Origin of the sequence: Kitasatospora sp. NBC_00039, from assembly GCF_045160625.1 — a bacterium.
Classification (GTDB): Bacteria; Actinomycetota; Actinomycetes; order Streptomycetales; family Streptomycetaceae; genus Kitasatospora.
Window position 1 is genome coordinate 751,651 of sequence record NZ_CP108290.1, and the last position, 24,914, is coordinate 776,564.

General features: G+C 74.8%; 16 protein-coding genes. 3 read left to right on the top strand and 13 right to left on the bottom strand.

From position 1 onward, the window contains the following. Nucleotides 1-64 precede the first annotated feature (64 nt). Entirely contained in the window at nucleotides 65-919 is an 855-nt protein-coding gene (locus OG286_RS39490; protein ID WP_331742388.1) for an alpha/beta hydrolase, read from the top strand. Between the two features lie 284 nt (nucleotides 920-1,203). Here the strand turns inward: OG286_RS39490 and OG286_RS39495 are convergent, their stop codons facing one another. Further along, nucleotides 1,204-1,809, bottom strand: a complete 606-nt coding sequence (locus tag OG286_RS39495; protein WP_331742391.1) for a GDSL-type esterase/lipase family protein — start codon at nucleotides 1,807-1,809, stop codon at nucleotides 1,204-1,206. A 320-nt stretch (nucleotides 1,810-2,129) separates the two neighbouring features. Further along, nucleotides 2,130-2,378 (bottom strand): hypothetical protein, encoded by a 249-nt coding sequence (locus OG286_RS39500; protein WP_331742393.1) that lies wholly within the window; start codon nucleotides 2,376-2,378, stop codon nucleotides 2,130-2,132. Between the two features lie 261 nt (nucleotides 2,379-2,639). Between OG286_RS39500 and OG286_RS39505 the strand changes: the two genes are divergently transcribed. Further along, nucleotides 2,640-3,392 carry a L,D-transpeptidase family protein gene (locus OG286_RS39505; RefSeq protein ID WP_331742395.1) on the top strand — a complete coding sequence of 251 codons (753 nt, stop codon included), beginning with the start codon at nucleotides 2,640-2,642 and terminating at the stop codon, nucleotides 3,390-3,392. 265 nt (nucleotides 3,393-3,657) lie between these two features. Continuing rightward, nucleotides 3,658-4,416, top strand: a complete 759-nt coding sequence (locus OG286_RS39510) for a DUF1775 domain-containing protein (RefSeq protein ID WP_331742398.1) — start codon at nucleotides 3,658-3,660, stop codon at nucleotides 4,414-4,416. Between the two features lie 912 nt (nucleotides 4,417-5,328). On the opposite strand, the gene OG286_RS39515 is transcribed toward OG286_RS39510, so the two are convergent. Genes OG286_RS39515 through OG286_RS39565 form a run of 11 tightly spaced genes read right to left on the bottom strand, consistent with a single transcriptional unit; the run spans nucleotide 5,329 to nucleotide 24,914 of the window. Then, the gene (locus tag OG286_RS39515) at nucleotides 5,329-6,438 is read right to left on the bottom strand and encodes an FAD-binding oxidoreductase (RefSeq protein ID WP_331742400.1); all 1,110 of its coding nucleotides are present in this window, start codon (nucleotides 6,436-6,438) and stop codon (nucleotides 5,329-5,331) included. Continuing rightward, nucleotides 6,435-7,793, bottom strand: a complete 1,359-nt coding sequence (locus OG286_RS39520) for a metallopeptidase TldD-related protein (RefSeq protein WP_331742403.1) — start codon at nucleotides 7,791-7,793, stop codon at nucleotides 6,435-6,437. The genes OG286_RS39515 and OG286_RS39520 overlap by 4 nt, the downstream gene beginning before the upstream one ends. Beyond that, complete coding sequence (locus OG286_RS39525) at nucleotides 7,790-9,091, bottom strand: TldD/PmbA family protein (protein ID WP_331742407.1); 1,302 nt, start codon at nucleotides 9,089-9,091, stop codon at nucleotides 7,790-7,792. Before OG286_RS39525 ends, OG286_RS39520 begins: the two co-directional genes overlap by 4 nt. Further along, nucleotides 9,088-9,666, bottom strand: a complete 579-nt coding sequence (locus tag OG286_RS39530) for an NAD(P)H-dependent oxidoreductase (RefSeq protein WP_331742410.1) — start codon at nucleotides 9,664-9,666, stop codon at nucleotides 9,088-9,090. Before OG286_RS39530 ends, OG286_RS39525 begins: the two co-directional genes overlap by 4 nt. Next, the gene (locus tag OG286_RS39535) at nucleotides 9,663-12,020 is read right to left on the bottom strand and encodes a hypothetical protein (RefSeq protein WP_331742412.1); all 2,358 of its coding nucleotides are present in this window, start codon (nucleotides 12,018-12,020) and stop codon (nucleotides 9,663-9,665) included. Before OG286_RS39535 ends, OG286_RS39530 begins: the two co-directional genes overlap by 4 nt. Then, a complete protein-coding gene (locus OG286_RS39540; RefSeq protein WP_331742415.1) occupies nucleotides 12,008-14,404 on the bottom strand; it encodes a hypothetical protein in 2,397 nt (798 codons plus the stop codon). The genes OG286_RS39535 and OG286_RS39540 overlap by 13 nt, the downstream gene beginning before the upstream one ends. Then, a complete protein-coding gene (locus OG286_RS39545) occupies nucleotides 14,401-16,458 on the bottom strand; it encodes a hypothetical protein (protein ID WP_331742418.1) in 2,058 nt (685 codons plus the stop codon). The genes OG286_RS39540 and OG286_RS39545 overlap by 4 nt, the downstream gene beginning before the upstream one ends. Then, entirely contained in the window at nucleotides 16,455-18,851 is a 2,397-nt protein-coding gene (locus OG286_RS39550) for a hypothetical protein (protein WP_331742421.1), read from the bottom strand. The genes OG286_RS39545 and OG286_RS39550 overlap by 4 nt, the downstream gene beginning before the upstream one ends. Further along, nucleotides 18,848-21,163: a lantibiotic dehydratase gene (locus OG286_RS39555; protein ID WP_331742424.1), complete on the bottom strand. Its 2,316-nt coding sequence runs from the start codon at nucleotides 21,161-21,163 to the stop codon at nucleotides 18,848-18,850. Before OG286_RS39555 ends, OG286_RS39550 begins: the two co-directional genes overlap by 4 nt. After that, nucleotides 21,160-22,617 (bottom strand): hypothetical protein, encoded by a 1,458-nt coding sequence (locus tag OG286_RS39560; RefSeq protein ID WP_331742427.1) that lies wholly within the window; start codon nucleotides 22,615-22,617, stop codon nucleotides 21,160-21,162. Before OG286_RS39560 ends, OG286_RS39555 begins: the two co-directional genes overlap by 4 nt. Beyond that, nucleotides 22,614-24,914 carry a lantibiotic dehydratase gene (locus tag OG286_RS39565; protein ID WP_396325692.1) on the bottom strand — a complete coding sequence of 767 codons (2,301 nt, stop codon included), beginning with the start codon at nucleotides 24,912-24,914 and terminating at the stop codon, nucleotides 22,614-22,616. The genes OG286_RS39560 and OG286_RS39565 overlap by 4 nt, the downstream gene beginning before the upstream one ends.

Sequence of the window (24,914 nt, forward strand, 5' to 3'; positions counted from 1 at the left end):
GCGGGCCGGGACCGGCGACGCAGGTGCCGCCGATGCCACGGGACGTCAGAAAGTGAGTAGACAGATGCAACCGACATTCGTACTGGTTCACGGAGCCTTCTCCAACTCCTTCGCCTTCGCCCCACTCCAGGCCGAACTCGGCCTCCTGGGACACCGTTCGGTCGCCGTCGACCTGCCCGGGCACGGTTTCGGGGCGACCTGCACGCGCGCCTATCAGGCGCCACAAGATCTCGAAGAGCTCGCCACGGAGCCCGGCTCGATCAAGGGCGTCACCCTCGCCGACAACGCCGCCCACCTGATCGGGATCCTCGAACGGGCCAAGCAGAACGGGCCGGTGATCCTCGTCTCCCACAGCCGCGGTGGCATGACGGCCACGGCTGCGGCCAATGCGCGGCCGGATCTGATCGACCGCATCGTATACGTCTCGGCCTGGTGCCCTGTCGATCTCGACGTCAGCGCCTACTACGCCGAGCCGGAGATGGCCACGGTCGACGCCGCTTCCCTGGGCCTGGCGCTGGTCGGGAACCCGGCCGAACTCGGTCTGCTCCGCGTCAACTTCCGCACCGCGAACCCGGATGCCCTCGCGGCCTTCAAAGCGGCCTTCCTCGCGGACGGCACCGACGAGGAGTTCCTGACCTTCCTGAACACCTTCCAGCCGGACGAGAACCTGGACGTCGGCACCTCCGCCGACCGGGCGCAGGCCGAGACCTGGGGCCGCATTCCGAAGACGTACGTCCGCCTGGCCGACGACACGAGCCTGCCGCTCGCCATACAGGACCGGCTGATCCGCGAGGGCAACTCGCTGACGCCGGACAACCCGTACGACGTCCGCACCCTCGAGGGCAGCCACCTGAAGTGGCTGGTCGACCCGGCACCGGCGGCCCGCATCCTGGGTGAACTCGCAGCACTGGCGGGCTAGCCGGGGGCAGGAAGAGCACGGCCCGAGGCGGCACCAAGGTCACGGCGGACCACTCCACACCGCCGTGACCTGCTCAACCGCCCCCACGTCGTTGCACGGGACCGGGCCGGCCCTCAGCCGGTCGAGATGCCATAGCAGTCGGTCAAGTTCGTCCGTCACGGGACGCGGCCGCGGGGCAGCTCTATCCTCTGTCCGGGTGACGGCGTGGTGACCCGGTGCCCCTGGCCGGCCGCTACCGCGTCCAGGAGGCCATCCGCCACTCGCCCGTACTGTCGCGCGCTGGGTCAGAGACCGGTCAGCTCGCCCAGTCCCATGGTGCGCAGGGTGTGGTTGGCCATCTGGAGATGGCCGGCCGCGTTGGGATGCGCCGGGTCGTCGAGCCAAGCGATCGGGTCGCCGTCGGGAAACTGGGCCAGCCAGTGTGCCTCGTGGTCCACCAGGAGCAAGTCCATCTCGTCGGCGATCTCCCGGACGGCCTGGCAGTAGGCGGGCAGTTCGGGGCGGGCGACCCGACCTGTCGGACTCGTCGGGACGGGCGTGTGGAGGACGATCTGGGCACCTTCGGAACGGGTGATCAGTTCCCGCATGTCGGTGTGAAATGTGTCAAGCCCGGCGAGACCGGCGCGCGCGTCGTTGGTGCCCAGCGAGATCGACAGCACGTCCGGGTTGAACCGACCGATCAGGTGGTCGTACGACCCGAGGACGTCGCCGGCCCGCCAGGCGGAGACCCCGGTGTTGACGACGACGTCTGTGAGCCGACCCAGCTGCCAGCCGATCCGCTCATTGACGTGCTCGACCCAGCCCCGTGCCCCGTGGGTGTGCAGGACGGCCTGGGTGATGCTGTCTCCCGCCGCCACCCAGGTCATTGGCGTCGCCGACAGTTCGATCATGTGAACTTCCCCCAACTCGTCCGGGTCCCCAGGGCACGGTCCGGCGTGCGCATCGACACTATTCGATCATGAGTCGGTGGGTCGACCCTGCTGGAGCTCCACCCGCCAGGGTTTTCGGTGTCTCCTGGCGGGGGACGGTCCGGGTTGGCCGTGAGCGACTGCCTGACTGTTCATCCAGGGGGCGGGGTGTTCAAGACTTGACCCCACGGTCCGACGGGCTGCAACCTCTCCTGGTTCCGTCGACTGCCGGCCCGCCGGCTCGGGCTGCCCGGTCAATGAGGCTCACTGCCACTGGCTTGAGCAGCACAGGTGCGCGGTGGTCACTGCCTCGGCGACAACACGGTGTTCTTGACGTCCTTCATGTTCTTGAAGGACGTCGTCCGCGACACCGCGCCGCTGTCCCTGTCTGTCAGGACGTCGTCGACGGACACCATGTGGTTGAAGAAGTTCTCCAACGCCGAGCTGAAGTTCTGCTTCGACCCGAAGACCACCGGCTGCAGCGCCGCGCAGAGCCTGGGGCTGCCGGCCGGGCGGGTGTCCGGCGGCGGGGTCTGGTCCGGGCGGAGCACGTGGTGCACTCGGGTGGCCGCGTGGGTGGTGGCGCCTGGTGGACACGGTTTGGGCCGGTGGCGACGCTGGGGGAGAGGCGGGCCACGCGAACCCCCGAGCGCGACCGGCCCCCCGTCGCCCGATCGCGCCCCAACCGCTCGCCGCTCTCCGCGGTCGGCCGGGGCGCCGCTTGACGGTATGCGGTGCGGGCCTCGGCCTTCGACCCGCCGCACGCTGTTCCGCCACGTCGTCCGTGTCGTCCACGCCAGAAGGGACCCTCGATGGCCGTCTCCCGAAAACTCCCCGGCACCCGAAGACTCCCCGTCACCCGACGTGGCCCGGCCGGCCGTTACGCGGCGGTGGCCGTCGCGCTCGGCGTCGCCGTCACGGTGACCGGTGCGGGCCCCGCCCACGGTGCGGGCGCTGCCGACGGCCCGTTCCCCGTACCGGCGGCGGCCGGCCGGGCCGGCCAGGCGATCGCGGTCAAGGCCGACGGCACCCGCGCCACCGTGACCCTGTGGGGCCGAAGGGACGGCGTCTGGCATTCCCTCGCCTCCACCGCCGACGCGCGGATCGGGTCCGGCGGACTCCACGACGGCCTCACCCGCGTCCAGGGCACCGGGACCACGCCCACCGGCACCTACACCATCACCCAGGCCTTCGGAATCGCCCCCGACCCGGGCACGAGGATGCCCTACCACCGCGTCACCGGGCACGACTGGTGGGTCCAGGACCCCTCCTCCGCTCACTACAACCGCATGCGGACCGACACCCAGGGCGGCTTCCACCTCACCGAGCAGGGCCCCCTCGGCAGCGAGCACCTCGTCGACCACCCCGTCCAGTACGACAACGTCCTGGTCATCGACTTCAACACCGCCCCGGTCGTGAAGGGCCGCGGTGCCGGGATCTTCCTCCACGACCTCGGCGCCCAGGCCGGCGCCACCGCCGGCTGCGTCGCCGTTCCCGCCGCCTTCATGACCCGGACGATGCGCTGGATCGACCCCGCCGACCACCCCGTCATTGTGATCGATTAAGCGTTGTCCCGTAGCTCGTCTCCGGCCGTAGGGCTCGTAGCCACATCCCGGCCACAGGACGTCCTTCTTGCTCGGGTTGCCACCCAGATTCTGTTCGTACAGCGGGCCATACCGTACGGGTCCTGGAACCAGTGGATGTCCGCGGCGCCGCCGAGCGGCACACCCTCAAGAAAGCCGCCTTCGGTCACAGGACCGGGCGCCGGCCGCTGGTGCGGGCACGGGTCGTGCGGTCCGCGCCCCCGGCCCGAGGCCATCTCCCCCCGGAGTGCCTGCCCATGAACCCCTCCCGCCTGCTCGGCCGGGCCGCCACCGGCACGGCGGTCGTGGCCGGATCCCTCGTGCTGGCCGTCCCGGCCTTCGCCCACGTGGAGGTCGAGTCCGAGACCGCCCAGGCGCTGGCGACCCAGGCCACGGTCACCTTCACCGCCGAGGCCGAGTCGACCACCGCCGGCCTCGCCATGTTCCAGGTCGTCCTCCCTGGGGGCATCGCCCCCTCCGACGTGGCCCTGGCCGACGCCCCGTCCGGCTGGACCCTCGCCGCGCCGACGGCTTCACGGTCGGCGGCACCGCGCTCGTCCCGGGCGAGGACGCCGTCTACAAGATCACCATCAAGCAGCTGCCCAACACCAAGGAGCTGGTCTTCAAGACCCTGGAGACCTACAGCGACGGCCGCATCGACCGCTGGATCGAGCTGCCCAAGGACGGTGCCGAGCCCGAGCACCCAGCGCCCACCCCCAAGCTTGCCGTCGCCGCGCCCGGAGCGACCCCGATCGGTACTCCGTCCGCCGCGCCCACCAGCGCCACGCCGTCCGCGTCCGCCACCGCCTCGGCGCCGGCCATCCCGTCGGAGCCGGCCACCGCATCGGGCGCCCCAAGCGTGACGGCCTCGCCCAGCGCGGCGGCGACGGCCTCGGGCGGCGACTCCTCGGCGGCCGTCCCGATCGCCATCGGTGCTGCCGTGGTGGTCGTGCTCGCCGCGGGTGGCGCCTGGTGGTGGCGCCGCAAGCGCACCGGCGCCCGCTGACGGTCCGCAGCCGCAGTACCCGGTCCTCGTGGTGGCAGGTCTCCGTCACGAAGTCGGTGACAGGGGAGCCGTCGGGGCCCGTGACGGTGAACCGGAAGGCCGTCGGTCGCCCGGCCGGCACGCCGCAGGTCGCGGCGTTCAGCCGGTAGCCGTTCTGCTCGGCGGCGAGGCCACGGGCGAGACCCTGGGAGGTGCCCGCCCGGTGGGTCATCCCGGGCATCCCCGGCATGCTCGCCCTCGCGGCTCGCGGGGAACCGGAGGGGGTCGACGGGACGGTCACAGCCATCCCGAGGACGAGCAGAGTGGGCAGGCAGGACGCGAACAGCCAACCTCGGGAGAACGAACGCGGGGGAGGAGCGGTCACCGGCAGGTCTTTCCCGTAGCGGGCGAGGGGATTCGGCCTCGCTACAACAGGAGACCGGTGACCGGAGACGCGATAACCGAAAGTCACGACGGGACAGCAACGCCCTTCGTGGCACCGACCGATGGGGGCAGGTGCCACGGAGGGCGCAGGGTGCGGCAGGCGCGGACGGGTCTGACCTCGTCGAACCGAAGCAGATCCGACCAAAGGGCGGATCAACCCTGGGCGGTGGCGGCCGCGAGCGGCCCGGACGCCCTGCCAGTCGACGACGCCCCGCAGGCGGGTGACGTAGTCCGGGCGGGCGTTGTGTCGTCCCCGAGGTGGACGGCGACAGGCGCCGGCAGATGCCCCGGACAGGGGCCTTGCCGGGGCGGGCCGTGCGGTCGCGCGGTTGGGGCGGCGCTGCCACCACATCCGGTAGCCGAGGACGGGGACAAAGCTCGGCCCGACGGCGAGGGCGCTGAGGGCAGCCAGGGTCGCGAGGGCGGCCGGGGCACCGCCGGACGGATGGGCAGGCACCGGCGCGATTCCCCGCCCGTCCAGTGGCGGGCTCAGGTCCCGGTCGGGGGCGGGCTCAGGTCCCGGTCGGGGGCGAATTCGGCCGGCACGGCGGCGTCGTGGCCGTCGAGACGGTCCGCCAGCAGCAGGCCGGTGTGGTGACCGGTGAGAATGCCCTGCCCGCCGTGGGCGGTTCCGACGAACACGCGGGTCGTCGACGGGTACGCCCCGAGGACGAGCCGGCCGTCGTGGGTGGCCGACCGCAGCCCGGCCCAGGAGTGGACCGGCCGGGCTCGGGCGAGCAGCGGGAAGTCCCGTACCAGCCGTGACAGCAGGAAGGCGACACCGGCGGCGGTGACATGGTCGGCGAACCCGGCGTGCTCCTCCGTGGCGCCCGTGCACAGGGCCCCGGCACGCCACGGACACAGATAGGTCCGCCCGGAGATGATGTGATCGATCCGAATGTCCGGGTCCCGCAACTCGACCATCTGACCGCGCAACGGGTGGACGGCCAGGCTCGGCAGGCCCGGAAGGCTTCCCGACCACGCGCCGGCCGCCACCACCAGCCGGTCCGCGGCCGCAGCGCCGTGGGAGGTGGTGACGTGCACGGCGTCCGGGCCTTCCCGCACCGCCAGGACCCGCTCCCCGAAGGAGACGGTGGCACCCGCCCGGCGGGCTGCGGCGGCCAGGCTGTCCAGGTACAGCGCGGTGTCGACCACGTAGCCGGCCTCCGTGCGGAAGGCGCCGACGAAGGGGCCGCGTCGGAAGACCGGCTCCAGCTCGCAGAGCCCGTCCCGGTCCACCCACTGTCCGAGGGCGGACGGATCCGGCCGGGTGGTGTGCAGCAGCTGCTCGCGCTCCTCGTCGTCGCGGACCGGCCGGATGACGCCCCGGCCCCGCCGGATGGCCGGCGCGTCCGGGGCGAACGCCTCGACGTCCGCGTCGAGGACCTTGCGGGCGACGTCGACGAAGTCGTGCATGACCGAGTCAGCGAACAGCCGCAGGGAGGGGATCGCCACGCCCGCGGCCGCCCTGGAGCCGGCTCCGCCCTCGTGGCCGGCGTCCACCACGTGCACCCGGGCGCCGCGCAGCCCGAGCTCCAGGGCGGTTGACAGGCCGACGACACCCGCGCCGACGACCAGGACGTCGTAGGTGGCGCTCACGGCAACTCCTTGAAGTGGAGACTCGGGGTGGACGCGCCGTCGGCGAGGGGCAGGATCTCGGCATCCGCGCCCGTCCCGCGCAGGAGACGCAGGTACTTCAGCAGGTCGCAGTGGAACTCGAAGGGCGCGATCCGGTGTGTCCGCCGGCCGCCGCGGACCGCCCATCCCGCCACGATCATCTCGATGCGGCCTGCGCGCGGCATGGTGACGAGGTTCTCCAGCCGGCAGTCGAGGTCGATGTAGTCGTCGGGCATGAACCCGCGGCCGGCGGCGACGCGCAGGGCGATCGGCCTGGGCATCGGCTGGGCCCCGACGCCCATCCGGATCCCGCGGCCGTTGGGCGCGTGGCCCAGCCGCCGGGCGGTGTCCCAGGAGTGCAGGAATCCCACGAGCCTTCCCTCGTCGACGAGTTGAACGGGTCGGGCCGGCTGCCCCTCGTCGTCGAAGGTCATCGGCGGGCCGTCCGGGTGGGCGTCCGGGACGTCGTCCACGTGGAGGCAGGACGGGAACAGCCGGCGGCCGACCGCCTGTTCGAGCCCCGGTGTCGACAGGGCCGTGGTGCCGGAGAGGAGCCAGCTCAGGCCTGCCACCAGCGGGGCGGCGACCTGCGGGCGCAGGACCACGGGCAGTCCGGGGGGCGGCGGGGCCGCGGGGCAGTCCAGGGCGTCCGGGCAGTCCGGGTCGTCCAGGGCGTCCAGGGCGGCGGTGATCCGGCGGACGAGGGCGTCGATTCCCGGGTCCGCCGTGATCTGCTGCGCCTCGGCCGCTTCCAGAAGGGCGCCGTGCCGAGTCTCGCAGCGCACCAGCACCCGGGTCTGCTCGTGGTAGTGCGAGCGCCGTAGCCCCGAGCCGGTGGCGGTCGAGGTGATCCACTGGTACTGCTGGGCCAGCACCACTTGGACGTCGGCGCCGACCGCTCGCAGGCGGGCGGCCGTCTCGTGGACGAGCCGTTCCGAGGCCGCGGTGTCCAGCGGATCGGGCTGGACGCGCGGGGCGTCGTCGGTCGTCGGCTCGGGTGTGGGCCGTGCGGTGGCCCGCTGGGGGCTCGCGGCGTGCGCCGCCTCCCGGACGAGCAGGTCGACGTCGTCGGTGCCGGACACCGTACGGCTGGCGGCGCCGAAGCCGTCGCCGTGCCAGAGCCGGCAGGCGGCGCCGAACGCGCCGCCCGCGGCGGCGGTGGTGCGCCCGGTGGCCGGGACCAGTTGGGCCACGGCCTCGCGGGCGTCGTGGATCCACAGCTCGACCTCGTCGGCGTGCGGGACGCCGTGGACGGCGGCGCAGGCTTCGTCGACGGCCTGCCAGGAGAGCGGGTAGGAGGGCGTGGAACGCTCGTGTGGCGCCGGGGTCGTCGTCACCCTGAGCTCCTCGTCTTCCGGGACAGGCTGTAGGTGTCGAGTCCGTCGATCCGGACGGTCGGTTGCTCGAAGCCGACAATCAGCGGTCCCTGGTCGAGCTTTCCGCAGCCGCCGCCACCCACGAAGGTGCGGGAGTCGGAGCCGATCGCGGTGATGTCGCGCAGCGCGGACAGCCCGTCCCCGTCGAGTACGACGTCGCTCAGCCGCCCGACGGCCTCGCCGTCGCGCAGCAGCAGGCCCTCCAGGGCGAGGAAGCTGAACGCGCCGGTGCCCTGGTGCACGTGACGGACCCGCATGCGCTCGACGTGGACGGCTTCACCGGGCAGGCGCAGCACCTCGTCGGGGGTGAAGGGGCCGTCGAGCACGCGGGTGTGCGCCTGCCGGGGAACGGCCGGATACAGGTAGGACATCCGGCGGCCGTGGCCGTTGGGCCGTGCGCCGGCCTGGGCCGCGCTGGCGGCGCTGTGCGGTGTGCCGCCGACGGTGCCGTGGTCGATCAGGGGTACGGCGACGGCCGGGTTGCCCTCGTCGTCGACGCGGTAGCCGAAGACGGCGTTCGGGGCGCCCGGGTCGTCCAGGACGGTCACCCATTCCGGGCAGACCGCCGTGCCGCGCAGGCGTCCCAGGTAGGAGGTGCCGCTCTCGACGACGTCGGCCTCCAGAGGGTGGCCGCAGATCTCGTGGAAGAACAGGGCGCAGCCGCCGGGGGCGAGCAGGACCGGTCGGCGGCGGGGGTCGAGGCCGACGGGGGGCAGGCGGGTGGCGTCGGCCAGGGCGCGGTCCAGCTCGTCGAGCAGCCGGGTGGCCAGGTCGTCGAGGCCGTCCTGCGCGGCCACGGCGGAGTCCCTGCGCACCGTGACCGGGCCGTGCGGGCCGGTGTGGGTGGCCTGGAGGTTGACGGTGCGAAAGGCCCGGTGGTCGGCGGTGAGGTCGCCGTCCGGTCCGGCGATCACCTGCTGGTCGTGGTCGCGCAGGCTGATGACCAGCCGGTGGAACCGTGCCTGGGTCGCGATCTTGCGCAGCCGGTCGGCCAGGTCGTGCAGGCGGTACTCGGCGGTGTACGCGACGGGCCAGGGCTCGGCCAGCGGTCGGACCGCGACGGCCACCTCGCGGGGCAGCACGGGGGCGGCTCCGGTGGGGGCCGGCAGTGCCCGGTACTGCCAGTCCTCGCGGCCGGGTGCCGGGCTGCCGGTGCGGGAGAAGCCGAGCCCCCGGTAGCGTCCGCGGTTGAGTTCCCGGCCGTCACCGGTGTCCAGGAGGTGGAGGGTTTCGCGCCGTTCGGCGAAGAAGGTGCTCATGCCGGTACGCCGGGCTCGTCGAGGCCGAGCCGGGCGTGGGCGGCCAGTTCTCGGACCATCCGGCTGATCCGTTCGGCGAGGAGCGCGTCGGTGAAGGTGCCGTCCTCCCCGAGGAAGCCGGGGCCGGTGACGATGGCGGTGGGGACGGTGGTGGCGCGCAGGGCGCGGCAGAAGTGGTCCATCGCGCTGATCGCGTGTGCGCCGCCGACCGGGGTGCCGACGGCCATCAGTGCGGCTGCCTTTCCGGTCAGCCACGGCCGCTCGTCGTCGCTCAGGGCCTGGAGGTAGTCGACGGCGTTCTTGAGGGCCCCGGAGATCGTGCCGTGGTAGACGGGCGAGGAGAGGATCAACACGTCCGTCTGCCGGGCCTTGGTGAGGAGTTCCGCCACCACCGGCGGGGGGTCGAGGAGCAGCGACTCCCGGAAGACCGGGAGGTCCTTGGCGGCCAGCGGGTACAGCTGGGGCCTCATTCCGAGGCTTCGGGAGTTGATCAGCGCCTTGCGCAGGAGAGCTTCGGCCCAGGAGCCCTTGCGGGTGCTCCCGCCCAGGCCGAGCACTGTGAGCTGTCGGGTCATCGTTCCACCGTTCCGGGCTCGTCCGTCGTCTGGTCGGTTCGGCGCCGGCGCCGTGCCGAGAACCGGATCTCGCACAGGTGCCGGCCGTGTTCGCTGCGCTGCCAGGTGCCCTCGGGGGTGGGCAGCATCTCGGTGACGCGCACCGGCCGGTCCTTGGCCTCCGCGAGCAGGAGTTCCACCAGGTGGGGGCTGGCCAGGTCGACGTGCACGGGTTTGCGCTCCCCCTGGACCGCGGCGAACAGGCGCCGGGGGACGCCGAGGGCGCGGAGGGTGTCCACCGTGTGGCGGTACCGCCCGGCCGGGCGGGCGCCGTCGGGTGGCTGGAGCGCGCCGGGCTCCAGCTGCCATGCCGCGCGCTGGACCACCACGTCGCCGATGGTGATGCGAGGGGTCAGGGCGCCGAGGGAGACGCGGGGCAGCGCGCAGCCGGGCGGGCCGAGGGGGCTCTGGGTGGCGGCTTCGGCGTCGCCGAGCAGGGGCATCAGGCTTTGCCCGGTGGATCGTTGGACCATGTCGCCGTCCGGGTGGACGTCGATGTCCTCGGCCTGGAGGCGGCCTTGGCCGGGCGCTGCCGGGCCGCTGAGTTCCAGGGTGCGGGGCAGCAGTTCGAGGTAGCAGAGCTTGCCGAACCGGGCACCGGTCGCCACGTGGACGAGTTCCTCGGGGTGGGTGTCGTGGCCCAGCCACTGCCGGGTGGTCCGGGCGAGTGCCCCGCGGTCGTCGATGAAGCAGCACAGGTTGCCCAACCCCTGGAAGCCCCAGTGGAACTCGCCGACCACGACGGGTGCGCGGCCGCTCTCGACCTCTGCGCGGTCGGTGCTGTCGAAGTGCAGGTCGGGCGCGATCAGCAGGGGGGCTCGGACGTCGTCCAGGTCGGGCAGGATGGCGCGCACGTCGGCGGGGTCGAGCACCACCTCGGTGGACGCGCCGTCCCAGGCCGCCTGGACGAGGCCTTGGAACCGTCGGCCGACGCCGGTCTGCGCGAGCGGCGCGGGGGTGCTCACCGGGATCGTTCGGAGTACCTCGGGCAGGGAGGCGGTGGCCGCCGTCGGGCCGAACTGCTGCCTCCAGGCGTGGGTGAACCGTTCGCGGGCCAGCTGCCAGGCCTCGACACCGGCGGCGGCGGCGAGGTCCAGGACCGGGTCCAGCCGGCCGAACAGGCGGGCGGCGCCGGCCTCGGTGAAGCGGACGCGGAAGCCCGGGTCGTGGTCCTCCTCGTACAGCACGACGCGGTCCGCGTACAGCTGCCCCTTGCCGCGGCGTTCCGTGTCGACGCCGTGATCGGTCAGCAGGGCCGTGGTGCGGGCCACCGCGGCGGTCTTGCCGTCGGCGTCGGCGTCGGCGAACTCGGCCGCCGTGGTCGTGAGGAGTGCGGCCAGGGCGGTGAGGTCGGTGTCGTCGAGGTCCGTGGCGGCGGTGCGAAGCAGGCGCAGCGCGTCCGGTTCGGAGGTGGGGGCCAGCAGCCGGGTCGCCCAGAGCAGGTTCTTGCGGTGCAGGGTGCGCAGGGTGGCGGGGGCGATCGCGCCGGCCCGTCCGGCGGCGGCCTGCCGGACGGCTCGCAGGACGGGGGAGTCGGCGGGCAGTAGGCCGGCGGCCGGCCCGGTCCGCCATCCGAGGTCGCCGGGGGCCAGGCGGTCCAGGGCGCGGTCGAGCACCGCCTGGACGGCCCAGAAGGCGAGGTGGCCCCGCCGTACGGGCGCGGTGTCGGCCCAGGGGAGGGCCTGGCCGACCTCGGCGTAGGCGATCGGTCCGGCGAACGCGTTGGTCTCGCACTTGGCGGCCAGGCGTTGGAGGAAGGCGGCGGCCTTGCGTTCGTTCTGGTTCGGTGCGGGGCCGGTGGGGGGCCGTTTCAGCAGGGCGGCGACGGTGGTGCCCAGAATCTCGGGGGTGAGCAGGACCAGTGCCTCCCGGAGCCGGGGTGAGCGCAGGGCGGTGTCGATGTGTCGGCGGGCCCGGTCGAGGGTCTGCGGGTACCGCGCGTCGAGGGCGGCGAGGTGGGTGTCGCGGGCCCGGCACCTCGTCGACCACCACCGGGCGAACTCCTCCGGGGTGCGGAAACCGGGCATTCCCGCGGGCAGCAGGGGCGGTTCGGCCGGTGCCCGGCGCCGCTTGACCGCCCGGTAGGCGGTTCTGGCCGCCCGGAGCTGGTCCGCGTCCTCCAGGCGGGGGGCCTCACGGGAGGCTTGCTCGAACGCGTCCGCCACGGCGTCCAGGGCGGACCGGTCGGCGCGGGCGGCGTCCACCAGGTCGAGGAGCGCCGGATCGGCCAGTGCTGCCAGCAGGTCGGTGGGGAAACCGGTGGGGCGCACCACGGCGAGCGGCAGGATCTCCCAGGAGCGCGTCACGTCGTCCATCCCTCCACGTCGATCAGGCAGGCGATACGGAGCTCGGCGACCTGTGCCTCGCCGTCGGGTCGCCACCACAGCGCGTCCAGGTCGGGCAGGCACTCGGAGATCCGGACGGTGCCCGGCCCCAGGCGTGCCAGGTCGTCGACGGCCACCGGGTCGTCCAGGTCCACGAAGATCGGTTTGGTCTCGGCGGGGTGGCGGACGAAGATCCGCCGAGGGAGTCCGTGAGCGTGGCGGGTCTGCTGCCAGCCGCTCCAGTGGAGGTATCCGGGTTCGGCGCCGTCGGGGCACGGCACGTGCCAGCTCGCCCTCGTCACGACGACGTCGTCGATCAGCACCCGGGGCGAGCCGGTGGGGCCTGCGAGGTCGACGGGGACGACGCAGGGCAGGGACAGCGCTCGGTGCAGAGTGCTCGACAGGTCGCCGGGGTAGAGCCATCGGCGGACGCCGTCGACCTCGATCGCGGTGCCGTCGGCGCTCACGGTCGCGTGGGCCACCGGTGCCACCGTGTCGTGCGGTCGGCCCGAGACCCCGCTGAGTTCGAGTGCGAGGCCGGGCAGTTCGGGGGTGATGTGCATACTGCGGCGTCGGGAGACGACGCCCGCCATGGTGCCGGGGTCGACCAAGCGTGACACGGCGGCGCAGAAGTCCGCGTACAGCCGCTCGGGGTCGGTGTGCACGCGGGTGGACGACCCGCCGAGCACCGAACTGGAGTCGTCGTGCACCTCACCCAGCACCCAGGTCGCCGCGGCCGGTGACGCTCCGACCGCCAGCAGGTCGAGCCCGGGCAGGGCGGCGGACGGCGCCAGGTCCGAGGCCGAGATCCGCGACCAGAACGGTCGGCACGCCTGGGCGACCGCGGCGGACGTCAGCCGGACGGCGCCGTCGGGGCCCGCCGGGGTGCGGTCGACGAGGTCGACCAGCGCACGGCGCAGCTCCTCACGCCGGGTGCTCGCGGTGGACAGGTCGGCGGTCGCGGCGTGGGCCAGCGGCACCCGGCGACCGCCGAACGCGGCGCGCACCGTGTCCCGGGCGTCCATCCGCGCCAGCAGCGCGGCCAGGTAGAGCGGTTCCAGGACGGCGGTGACCACGGCGCTCAGCCGGGCGAGCGTGGGCGCGCCCAGGCGGACGCGCTCGCTGTAGGGGCTGGAGCGCTCCTCGTGCCAGAAAGACCGGTCGGCGTAGTGCTCCCCGCCCCGACGTGCGGTCGCCAGCCCTGCGGCGTCCAGTGCCTCGGCCGCCTCGGCGAGGACGGCCTCCCGCTCCGGCCAGGGGGCCGCGGCCACGCGTTCCAGCCGTCCGAGCAGCGCGCCGGCCGCGCCCGGCTCGGGCAGGGCCTCGACGAGGGCGCGCAGGGCGTGCCGTTCGGTCGAGGCCACCAGCGGGCCCCGGCGCACCGCGGGCCTGATCGTGGTGAGCGCGGTGCGCAGCCGCTCGGCCGACAATCCGGCCGTCCGCGCCGACTCCCGGATCGGCCGCCGACCGTCCAGGGCCTCCCACAGCGCGGCGGCCTGCGGGGTCAGCGGGACGCTCCGGCCGTCCGCGGTGCGCACCAGTGCACCATCCTCCACCCGCCACAGCGGATCCCGGCCCACCAGGACGTCCCCGCCCCGGGGGGCGGTGAGCTTCGCCAGCTCCCGGACCAGCCAGGCGCTGGCGTCGACGGCGGTGCGCTCGGCGGTCGGCGGGTCGAGCCGTAGGGCGACGTCGAGGTCCGGGGCGAGCCGGGCGAAGCAGGACGGCCCGAAGAACGAGACGGTCTCGCAGCGGGTCGCGAGCCGGCGCAGGTAGCGGTGGGCGGTCATCAGGTCGTGGCGGCCTCCGGCCCGTAGGGGTCCGGATCCGTGCACGGCACCGCCGGGCCGGAACAGCCGTTCGGCGAATCCGCTGCTGGACTGGCCGATCGCCTGGTGCACCCGGGTCTGCCCGAGCCGGGCGCGGACCTGCCCGAGCACCGCGTCGACGGCCTCCAGGTAGGCCAGCCGGGCGGCGTGGTCGGCGGTGTCCGCCGCGGTGACGGCGGTGGTCCAGTCCTTCGCCCAGGTGCCCTGGCCCAGCGCCTCGAGGAGCGCCGTGGTCTCCTCGGGCAGCGGTGCTCCCCGGCCGACCAGCCGGGACGAGCGGACGATGCGGTTGCGGTCCGCCCGCTCCAGCCCGGGGAAGCGGTCCTTGAGGGCGGGGAAGACCGTCGTGCGGAAGTCCTCCCGGCAGGCTGCCAGCCGGCGGGCGGCGCGGATGGCGGCGTGTGCCTCGCGCCCAGCCCCGGCCGGGGGCGCCGGCAGCAGGCGTGCGGCGGGGAATCCGCTGCTGCGCAGCTGGAGGTCGGGGTACAGGCGGGCGGTGAGGCGGCCGGGCGGCACCCGTACCCCGACCGCTGGGCGCTCGTTCACGCCTGCCCCCTGACGACGGCGGAGATCCGCAGCTCCGCGCAGAAGCGGTCCCGGCCGCGTTCGAGCCAGAGCCGGTCGGGCCCCGGGTGCATCGGGCTCACCAGCAGCCCTTCTCCCGGCGCGGTCCAGTGCGCCAGCAGGTCCACCAGCAGGGGGTTGCGGAAGTCGACGTAGAACGGCTTCGGCTGGCTCGCGACCCGGACGAACACCCGCTCGGGCAGGCCGTGGGCGGCCCGCCAGCGCCGCGCCTCGACGAACAGGGCGTCCAGTGACCGGCTGAACGCGGGCCGCTCCAGCCGCCACCGCTCGCGCTGGACGACGACACCGCCGACCGACAGGGCCGGCACGTGCGGCTGCGAGCGCAGTGTCGGTATCAGCCCGGTGTGCGGGGACAGCGCCAGGTACAGCGGGTTGGACGGGTCGCCGGGCACCAGGGTGCGGGCCTCGCCGTCGGGCAGGACCAGCCAGGGGACGCCGTCCTCCCAGCGCACGCCGACGCGGCCGAAGGCGACCGGGTCGGGCTGCGCGGCGTCCGCGGAGACCTCGATCGACCTGGTGGGGAGTTCGGCGAGGAACGCCTTGCCCTGCGAGCGGGGCGCGACGAACTGCACGAGCCGCCGGGGCAGGTCCTTCGCCTCGGCGAACCACTCGCGCATGCCGCTGTCCGGCCAGAAGTGCTCGAACAGGCCGAAGGTCTGGAGGTTGCTGTGTAGTTCGCCGAGCACCAGCCGGGCGTCGTGGGCCGAGCCGTCGGCTCCGGCCGCGAGCATCAGGTCGGGTGACAGCAACGACAGTTCGGGGTTCGGCCACTGTCGCAGGAGGTCCAGGAGCCGCTCGGGGTCGAGGTCGCCGCCGCCGTGCGGCCAGAGATCCGCCAGGTGTTCGCGCAGCCGCAGGGCGCCCGGCGGTTCGGCGGTGATGTCGCCGAGGCCGCCGATCCGCCGCATGACGTCCACCAGGCGCGCGGGGCCGTCCCCCGCGCTCTCCAGCAGCGCCGCCGAGGCCCCCAGGAACCGCTGGTAGCCGTAGACCGCGGCAAGCCGGCAGACCGGGTCGAGCCCCTCCCGCAGCCGGTCGAGCAGGCCACCGCCGATGGTGTACTCCCCGGCGGCGCCGCGGCCCTCCTGGTAGAGCACCTCGCGGTCGCTGTAGAACGCGCCGCGGGGCCGGTCCGGCAACCGGCCGACCAGTGCCTCCGCCCGACGGCGTACCTCCCCGGCCAGTACCGGCCGCACCTCGGTGGGCGCCTCGGCGACCTGCCGGGCGAGCGTGTGCAGGTCCGTCAGCCGGGCCGCCCAGACGGCGCCGGGGTCGCCGAGGTCCGTCACCGCGGCGATCAGCGCGGCCAGCGGATCGGTGTCGGCGGCGGGCACGGGCAGAGCGTGGGTCACGAGCCGGGCGCGGCGCAGCCTGGGCAGCGGGTCGCCGCCGGCCGCCGCGGGCAGGAGCGCCAGTTCGGCGGCCTCCGTCGGGCTGATGCGCACCCGGCGGTCGCCGACCAGCAAGTGCTCGCCGTCCAGCCCCACCGCGTCGCCGAGCCGGTAGGGCAGGTGCCGGGCGAGTTCCTCGTCGTGACGGATCGCGGTGGCGAGGAGGTCCACCACCCACCAGCTCACCAGGCCGGCCCGTTCGGCGGACTCGCCGGTGCGGGCGGGCGGCTGGGTGAGGTCGGGCAGGCCGCCGAAGCGGACGAGGTCCATCGGGCCGTAGCCGTTGGCGGTGTCGTTCTTGGTGGCCAGCCGTTGCAGGAGCGCGACGACGCTGCGAGCGCGCTTGCGTCGGCGGCGGGCGGCGCCCTCGGCGAGGGGCAGCACGGCGTTGGCGTGGATGCCGGGGTTGGAGATCGCCGTCGCGTCGCGGACCACCGGGTCGTGGCAGAGGGCGGTGAGCCGGTGGTCGGCGAGGCTGATCGCGGACTGCGCGAGGCGCAGGGCCTCCTCGCCGTCGGCCGTGTCCAGTCGCGCGACCAGCTCGGGGTCGATCAGCCGGTCGACGATCGCGGCGGGGACGCCCGCGCTTCGCAGGATCGCCACCGGGCTCAGTTCGACGGTCATCGCGGCCTCCTCACCAGCACCGACATCCGGATCTCGCTGGTGAAGGCCCCCTGCGAACAGTGCAGGGCGAGTTCGTCGGGGTCGGGGAGCATCTCGCTGACCACGGCGCCGGCGCGGCCGGCGACCAGGTGGGCCACCATGTCGCAGTAGGCGACGGACTCCAGGTCGACGAAGACGGGCTTGGGCTCGCCGTCCGCCTTGACGTAGACGAACCGTGGCAGTGCCAGCCGTTCGCGCAGCCGGTGGGCCGCCACCAGGGCGGCGGTCGGGGTGCGGGCCGTGGACAGCGCGGCCAACTCCCCGGGCCCCACCCGCCAGACCTCCCGCAGCCACACCATCCCGTCGACGCTCACCCGGGGACGGTGGTGGCGCAGCGGTGCGCCGCGCGGGCCCCACAGGGCGAGTCCGCCGAAGGCGCGGGCGAGCGGGCTGACGGGGCCGGTCGGCATGAGGGCCAGCCGGGTGCCGTCCGTGGTGTGCAGGGTCATGCCGTCCCGGTCGGCCACCACGTCGTGGAGGCCGAGGACCTGATCGCGCGGCAGGCTGGAGCGCCCCATGCGCTCCAGCGCCAGCCCGGGGTACTCCAGGGTGTACGTCTTCCCGGTGAGGCGGGGTTCGACGACGGTGACCGGGGTGGCGGCGCCGGCGAGTTCGCGGGCCCACACGCCGATGACGTCGCGCAGCGCCGTGCGCTGCTCGGCGGGCAGCGCACGGGCGAGCCACGACCAGGGCTGGATGCCGTGGTGGATCTCGCCGACCACGATCCGCTCGGTGCCGTCGGTCGTCCTGCGGACCATCAGGTCCGGCGAGCAGACGAAGGGGTCGTCGGGCAGGACGTCGGCGAAGAGGCCGGCCAGGCGGTCGGCGCCCACGTCCACCCTGCTGTGCCCCTCGGGTGCGACGGCGTCCAGCCGCTGCCACAGGGCGTCCGCCGCGGCGCTGCCGTCCCGGTAGTCGGGCTGGGGGTAGTGGTGCAGGGCCTCCAGGAGCTCGTAGAGCCGGACCCTCGCGGGCAGGGCGGCGGCGTCCCAGTGGCGGCGCATCCAGTCCTGGGCGTCGCCGCGGACCTGGGCGGCGTACGCGGCGTGCACGCGCAGGACGGTCTCCAGTGGCCGTTCGACCCGGGCGAGGGCCCGGCGGTCGAGTCGCAGTCCGCGCAGGCCGCCCTCGCACTCCTCGTAGACCGCGTGGCGGTCGGCGTAGAGCGAGCCGTTCTCGCGCTGACGCGGGGTGATGCCGTAGCCCTCCAGGAGGGCGTCGACGTCGGCGCAGGCCTCCTTGCGGGCGGGCCAGGGAGAGCGGCGGACGCGGTCGACTGCAGCGGTCACCGTGTCGATGCGGGCGAGCCACTGGGGTGCGGCCTCGGGCGCGGCCTCGGCGGTGGCGTCCACGGCGGCCCGCAGGTCGGCCAGCTCGGCGAGCGAGGTGGAGGGCGGGGCGAGCCGGACGGACAGCAGACCCGCCCGGGTCAGTCGGGCCACCGGGGCGCGCAGCGGCTCGGGCAGGTCCGCGGGGCGGACCCGGCCCGATCGAAGAGCGGCCACCAGGGGCTCGGGCAGTGCGATGTTCCGGCCGGCGGCCCGCAGACCGCGGTGGTGGACGTGGACGAGCGGGTGCGGCTCGAGCAGGACACGTGGCTGCGCCGCCAGGTCCTCACCGATCCGGCGGGCGAGGTCGTCGATGACGTGGCGGGCGAGGAAGGTGTCGCGTTCGCCGTGCCGGGGGGAGGCGGCGTCGAAGGCGAGCAGGGCGGTGCCCGCTCCGTCGGTCACGGCACCGTACTGGAACGGGCCGAAGAACGAGGTGGTCTCGTTCTTGGTGGCCAGCCGTTGCAGGTAGCGCAGCGCCACCCGCCGGGTCGTGGCGGAGCCCGGCCTGCCCAGCGCGTACGCGGCCAGTGCGCCGGCAGCGCCGCGGCTGGAGAACCAGACGGCCTCGGCGGCCACGGGCGTCCGGTGCCAGTCCCGCAGGTACCGGTCGGCACCGGCGAGTTCGGTCTCGCCCGCGCGCACGGTGCAGGCGCGCAGTTCGGCCAGTTCGGCGACCAGCGTGTTCCACCGGGCGATCAGGGCGGTGGCCGTGGGGCCGGCCTTCCCGGGCTCGTCGACGGGAGCCCGGGAGGCGAGCCGACGCCGCAGGCGCCGCCGTTCGGGCCGTTCGATCGGTTCGGTCGCCAGGACGGTCAGCAGCGCCCGTTCGAGCCGTTCGAGCCGCCGTTCGGTGTCGCGCATCCGCGCGACGTCGGCGTGGGTGTCGCCGGCCCCGGGGAGCAGGGCCTCGGCGGCGGGAAATCCCGCACCGCGCAGGACGAACAAGGGAAGGACGCTCATCTCGCCCAGCTCGCACATCACGCTCGGCGCGGTCAGCTCGCCCGCCTCGCTCATCGCGGTCATCCGGCCGTCACGCTCCTGTTCGTCGTGGCGCCTGTACGGGTCGCCTGCATCCGCAGCTCGCAGGTGTAGCGGCGCCCCTCCTCGTCGCGCAGCCAGAGCGCGTCCGGCCCCGGGGACATCTCCTCGAACTGCACCCGTTCGCCGGCCTCGGTGACATGGGCGAGCAGTTCGGCGCCGAGGGGTGAGCGGGTGTCGAGGAGGTAGGGCTTGCGGCGGCGCTCCGACCGGATGTAGACGAAGCGCGGCATGCCGCGGGCGGCGGCCAGTCGGCGTAGGGACAGGTAGCGGGCCGCCGGGTCGAGGCCGGCGACGTCGGGCATCGCGACGAACCACCGGGCCCGCTGGTAGACGGCGTTTCCGAGGGTGACGGCGGCCGTCCGCTCCACGGCGGGCGGCTCGATCCTGGCGTGCACCAGCTGCGGGGCCGACAGCGCGGCGAGCGGCGGGTAGGCGGCCAGGTCGGCGAGCGGAAGGTAGAGCAGGCGCTCGTGCCCGGCGCGGTCCACCAGGACGATCCGCCCGTCCGCCCGGTGGACGTGGTAGTCGCCGGCGCGGGCCAACCGGGCGTCGCCGGCGTCGTCCGCGCGCAGCGGCCGCAGGGCGACGCGGTCCCCGGGGAACACGTAGAAGCCTTTGTTGCGCCGGCTGACGTCGAGGCCGACCAGGCCCTGCGGGGTGCCGCTCTCGGCCACCCACCGCGCGGCGGCCGCGCCGAAGGCGTCCGGGTCGGGGTGGGCGACCGACAGCCAGCTCTCCAGCAGCAGATGGTGGTGCACCCGGGCGATGACGACATCGAAACGACCGGCGTCCAGCGCCGCGGTGTCGGCCGCCGCCAGGCAGATGTCGGGCAGCGCGTAGGCCGGGCCGGGCGCGGCCGGGGCGACGAGCTCGCGGCGGCGCACCGGATCGCCGAGGTCGGCGGGGTCGACGGCCAGCGCGGCGTTCGGGTCGAAGGCGCTGCCCGGGTCCGCCGCGGGCCGCATCGCCTCGCCGTACGCGTCGAAGGTCAGCCGGTCGTGCTCGGGCCAGCGCCCGAGCAGGTGCTCCTGGTGACGGCGGCGCACCAGCGCGCCGTAGTCGGCGCAGAAGTCCAGGGCCTCCTGGACGGCGTCGGTGAGGCGGGCGGTCGGGCCGGCGCCGAGTGCGAGGGCGAACGGCGAGGACGCCTCCTCGTAGACCACGAACCGGTCGGTGTAGAGGCCGCCGTCACGGCGCGCCGCCTGGCCGGTGAGGGCGGTGAAGGTCTGCTCCAGCCGGTAGAACACCTCCGTCCGCTGCGGGAACGGGGCCGCCGCCAGGTCGTCCCGCAGGGCGGCCAGCGCGGCGAACCCGCCCTGCCACCGGGCGGCGTCCGGGTCGGCTCCCCCGAGGCCGGCGACCGCGTCCCGCAGCCGGTCGAACGCGTCCTGGCGATCCCCGGGGTAGCTCGGTCCGAGCTCGACCGTGTTGCTCGCCAGCATGTCCCTGAGCAGCCGCATCACCTGCGCCACCCCGACGCCGAGCTCGGCGGCGAGCCGCCCGACCGGCACGGAGCCGTCGCGCAACAGCAGCCGGGCGAGCCGGTCGGGGAGGTCGGGGAGGTCGCCACCGGCTCCGGTGCCCAGCCGGGCTCGCAGTCGGTCCGGGTCGACCACGGACACCGGGAGCAGGGGCAGCACGCCGCGGTCCCGTCGGACGGCGCGGACCAGGGCGGCGACCGCCCACTGCGCGAAGAACACCAGGCGCCGTACCGGTACGTCACGGCGCAGCGTGCAGCCGGTTTCGTGCTTCTCGTCGACGGTGCCGTAGGCGAGCGGTCCGAAGAAGCTCGTCGTCTCGTTCTTCCCGCACAGCCGCTGGAGGTAGGTGTACACCTGTCGTTGCAGGCGGCGCTGCGCGGCGTTCGTACCGCGCTCGGACGCGGTGGCGTAGCGGCGCCACATGTTCTCCCACATGTCCGGGTTGGACACGAACACCGCTTCCTGGACCAGCGGTTCACAGGCCGCGGTGTGCAGGCGGGCCTCGATCCGGGTGTAGCCGTCCCAGTACGCGAGCCGGTAGCGGTCCACCGCCTCGGACCACTCGCCGAGGGCGCGCCGGAGTCGGCCGTCGGGTGCGGCCGGCGGCCCGGCGAGGGTGTGCAGCGCGGTCTCCACCGCCCGGACGCGGGCCGGGGGTTGGCCGTCGAGTGCGTCGCGCACCGCCGTCTCGGCGGCGGCCAGCCGGGTGGCGGCCTGCTCCAGCCCGGGGTCGTCGCCGAGGCCCTCGATCCAGTCGAACGGCATGCCGGTGTGGCGCAGGACGAACTCGCGTCCCAGCTCCCAGGTGCTCACGAGGCGTTCACCTTCCACGTGCCGGTCGTGGCCGGTCCGGTGCCGCGGAGGGCGGCGACGGAGGACAGCAGCGCGCGCGTCCGCTCCAGCGCGCGGCCCTCGGGCAGCACGTCCGTCAGGGGCTGCCCGCAGCGCAGTGCCGCCAGGCGTCCTCCCAGGCGGGGATCGAGGGTGCGGGTGCGGCGGGTCCGCAGGTCCACCAGCAGGGTGCGGCCGTCGAGGTCGACCACCGTGACGCCCGGGGCGAGGCACGCCGCGGCCGGTTCGCCGCCGTTCGACGCGGCCAGGTACGCCCCGGCCAGTCGGCCCGCCACCGGGGGGTGGCGCTCGGCGAGGACGGCGGCGAACCCGGGCAGGGCCCGCTCGACGGGCAGGGCGTCGAATTCGGGGGCGCGCAGCAGGTCCAGCCCCGGCCGGGCCGGTCGAAGTCGCACCGGCCGGCCGGCCCAGCTCGCCGTGTCGCCGCGGACGGCCGAGCGGTCGAGGTGGAAGGGCCGGCATCCGACGACCCGCCAGGGCAGGTCCTCCCGGGCCAGCCAGGCGGCGGTCGTGGCCAGTTGCTCCTGGGTCGCGCCGGGAGCCCCGAGCCACAGTTCGACGAGGACGGCGCTCCCCGCGCCGGCGAGGGCGTGGACGGCCGCCCGCAGGCGCTCGGTGTCGAGGGTGACGCCGTCGGCCGTGCGGACCAGGTCGTCGCCGGCCTCCACCAGGGCGATGAGCGCGACGGCGCAGCCCGCCGGCGCGGAGGCGGGCGCGGTGGCCGACAGGGCTGTGAGTTCGGCCCCGCTGAGCGTGTCCGCCCAGGGCCGGCGGGCCCGCCGGGTGAGCCAGGTCGGTCCGTCCTCGTCGACCGTGGCGAACGCTCCGGTGGCCACCAGGTGGCTGCCGGCCGGCAGGTGCGGCTCCAGTGCCCGCCAGTGTCGCCGGGCGAACCCGCCGTCCAGTGCCAGCGGCTTCCCGCTGTCCGCGGCGAGCGCGAACAGCGCGGGGAGCTGCTGGTCGCGGTCGATCAGCAGGACGGCCGGCCCCTCGTCGAGCAGTCGCCGGGCCTCCCGGAGTTCGGGCGCGAACGGGAGGCCGGACTGTGCGGCCCGGGCGATGTCCGCGCCCGACTCCGTGGTGCCGGCGGCCAGTTCGAGGTCGTCCAGGCGCAGTGAGACCGGCCAGCGGGCATGGGCGCCGGCCAGCGTGAGCACCAGGTCGAGGGCGAGGAGGCGGCTGACCGGGCCGTGGTCCTGGGTCAGGAAGCGTTCGGCGGCCTCGAACAGGGCAAGTTCGCCGAGCTGCTCACCGCCCCCGTCCGCAGCCGAGCGCAGTGCCTCCCGTACCGGTGCCCGCTCCGCGGGCGCGGTCAATCGCTCGACGGCGGCCCGTTGGAGTTCGACGGCCCGGTGGCCGGGCGCCTGGTGGCGGAGCGTGGGGTCGCTGTGGGGAAGGACGATCAGGTGGGTCATGAGGCCGTGGTCCTTCCCGGTGTCTCGGGCACGCGAGCGGGGCGGGCGAAGACGCACCGCAGTTCCGCGGTGTACCGTCCGGACGCCTCCGACAGCCACAACTCGTCCGGTCCCGGCAGCATCTCGCTGATCCGGACCACGGCGTCCGGGGCCGTGTGGGCGGCCACCTTGCGGCAGGCCCGGGCCAGTGCCCGGGTCAGCGCCGGGCTTGCAGCGTCGACGAAAAGGGGTTTGCGAACGCCCGGCAGCTGGACGAAAGCCTGCTCCGGGAGACCGTGGTCGGCCCACAGGCGTCGGGCCGCGAGCACGGCCGCGGCCGTGGCCGACGGGCCGAGGGCGGCCACGGCGGACAGCGGTACCGTCCAGCTCTCCCGTTGGATCACCGCCGCCCCCCAGCGCAGCCGCGGTGTGTGGGGGCCGAGGGCGATGCGCGGCGCGCGCAGCCTCGGCGGGGCGAACGCCGTCTGCACGAGGGTGTCCAACTCGCCGTTGTGCAGGGCCACCTCGCCGCCGAGGGGGGTGCTCCGAAGCCGCACGCGGGTGCCGTCGGAGACCACCACGAGGTCGCGCAGGTCGGCCAGCCAGGGGCTGCCCTGCCCCGAGGTGCCGCCCAGTTCGACCACGGGGCCCGGGAGTTCGAGAGGCGGGATGCCGGTCTGCCGCTTGGCGAGCACGCTGACCGCGGGCACCGCCCCGAAGGCTCCGGCGACCGCGGCATCCCTGGCCGTACGGACGCGTTCGGCGTCCGGGTGGAACTGGAGGGCCCAGTCCGTCAGCAGGACGGTGTCGTGGACGTCGCCGAGCAGCACCTCGTACCGCCCGGCCTGCCACGCGGCCGTGTCCGCCGCGGCGATCAGCAGGTCGACGGAGCATACCGCCCCGGACTGTTCGAGCGGGGTTCGCCGCACCAGGTCGGCGAGGTCGGCGGACGCCGCCAGGTCGACCTCGGCGGCGTCCGGGTCGGCGACCGCCGCGCGGACGGCGGCGGCCACCTCGGTGTCCTCGGGTTGTGGCCAACCGTCGGCTCTGGCGGCCAGCCTCCACAGCGGTAGCTCGCGCTCGCCGAGCCGGGCGGCCAGCGCGTGCCGCGCAAGGTCCCGGCGGCGGTGGGCCAGGGCGGCCAGGAAGTCCAGAGCGGGAAACACCCGGTGTCGGAGCTCCCGGACCACCGAGCCCCCCAGCCGCAGCTGCACCGTCCCCGCGCACTCCTCGCGCAGCGGAAGCCGGTCGGTGTAGAAGGCGCCGGTTCGACCGCTTCCCCCGGCCGCGTCGGGGGCCGTCCGGAGCACCCGGTCGAGGAACAGCCGGTGCCGGCGCGCCTTGCCGTCGGCGTCGTCGGCGCAGAACCCGTCGCGGAGTTCGACGAGGGCGGCGACCTCGGCGGCCAGCGGGCCCGTGCCCGGCAGCCCCGCGAGGCGGTGCACCAGGAAGGCCAGCGGGTCCGGGGTGGTGGCGGGCGGGTCGATCTGGTGGCCGACCAGCCCGGCCCGCACCAGCGTGCGCGCCGCCTCGGCGGCCTGGGCCGGCGTCAGGGACAGCCGGTCGGCCAGCGCGCCCAGGGTGTGCCGGGCGTCCACGAGTGCGAGCAGCCGGGCCGGGAGGGCCTGCGGGTCGCCGCTCCACCGGGCGACGCCCGGGTTGCGGAGCCGCAGGACCAGCCAGGGGCTGACCGGCTCGGCGAAGGCGATCGCCTCGGCCAGCGCGGCGACCACCCACGAGCCGGTGTGCGCGCGGCGGGCCCGCAGGGTGCCCGGCCCTCGGGAGGAGAGGGCGATCGCGTCCGGGTCGCGCTCGTCGAGGGTCGCGTAGTTGATCGGGCCGAAGAAGCTCAGCGTCTCGTTCTTGGTGCAGACGCGTTGGATGAAGGTGGCGAGCTGGTGGGTGAGCTGCGCGGTGTGGCCGCGGCGCTCCAGGTCGGCGAGGATCCTCGGGTTGGACACCGCGAGCGCCTCCCGCAGGCGGTCGTCGCGTGCCAGCTCGGCGACGGTGGCGGCGGCCGCCTCCTCCTTGGCCACCACCTCGTCCAGGGCACGGCGGGCCGCACGCAGCCTGGTGACGGCGTCCACCCAGTGCGGGTCGGCGCGCTCCTCCGGCCCCAGCCGGACGGTGCCGGCGGCGACGACGGCGCGCAGGTGGGCGAGCCGTGACTCCTCCCAACCCGTCCGGACCGCCAGGGACAGCAGTTCGCGTTCTGCGCCGGCCACGGCGGCTGCGGCGCTCGCGGCGACGGGCAGCCGTAGCCGCTCGACGAGTTCGTAGGGGAAGCCGGTCGAGCGCAGGACGGCGTCGGACACCAT

Coding starts and splice junctions, on each gene's coding strand:
- OG286_RS39565 (WP_396325692.1), bottom strand. CDS start 24,914: ATGGTGTCCGACGCCGTCCTGCGCTCGACCGGCTTCCCCTACGAACTC.
- OG286_RS39490 (WP_331742388.1), top strand. CDS start 65: ATGCAACCGACATTCGTACTGGTTCACGGAGCCTTCTCCAACTCCTTC.
- OG286_RS39505 (WP_331742395.1), top strand. CDS start 2,640: ATGGCCGTCTCCCGAAAACTCCCCGGCACCCGAAGACTCCCCGTCACC.
- OG286_RS39525 (WP_331742407.1), bottom strand. CDS start 9,091: ATGAGCACCTTCTTCGCCGAACGGCGCGAAACCCTCCACCTCCTGGAC.
- OG286_RS39535 (WP_331742412.1), bottom strand. CDS start 12,020: ATGGACGACGTGACGCGCTCCTGGGAGATCCTGCCGCTCGCCGTGGTG.
- OG286_RS39550 (WP_331742421.1), bottom strand. CDS start 18,851: ATGACCGCGATGAGCGAGGCGGGCGAGCTGACCGCGCCGAGCGTGATG.
- OG286_RS39495 (WP_331742391.1), bottom strand. CDS start 1,809: ATGATCGAACTGTCGGCGACGCCAATGACCTGGGTGGCGGCGGGAGAC.
- OG286_RS39530 (WP_331742410.1), bottom strand. CDS start 9,666: ATGACCCGACAGCTCACAGTGCTCGGCCTGGGCGGGAGCACCCGCAAG.
- OG286_RS39545 (WP_331742418.1), bottom strand. CDS start 16,458: ATGACCGTCGAACTGAGCCCGGTGGCGATCCTGCGAAGCGCGGGCGTC.
- OG286_RS39560 (WP_331742427.1), bottom strand. CDS start 22,617: ATGACCCACCTGATCGTCCTTCCCCACAGCGACCCCACGCTCCGCCAC.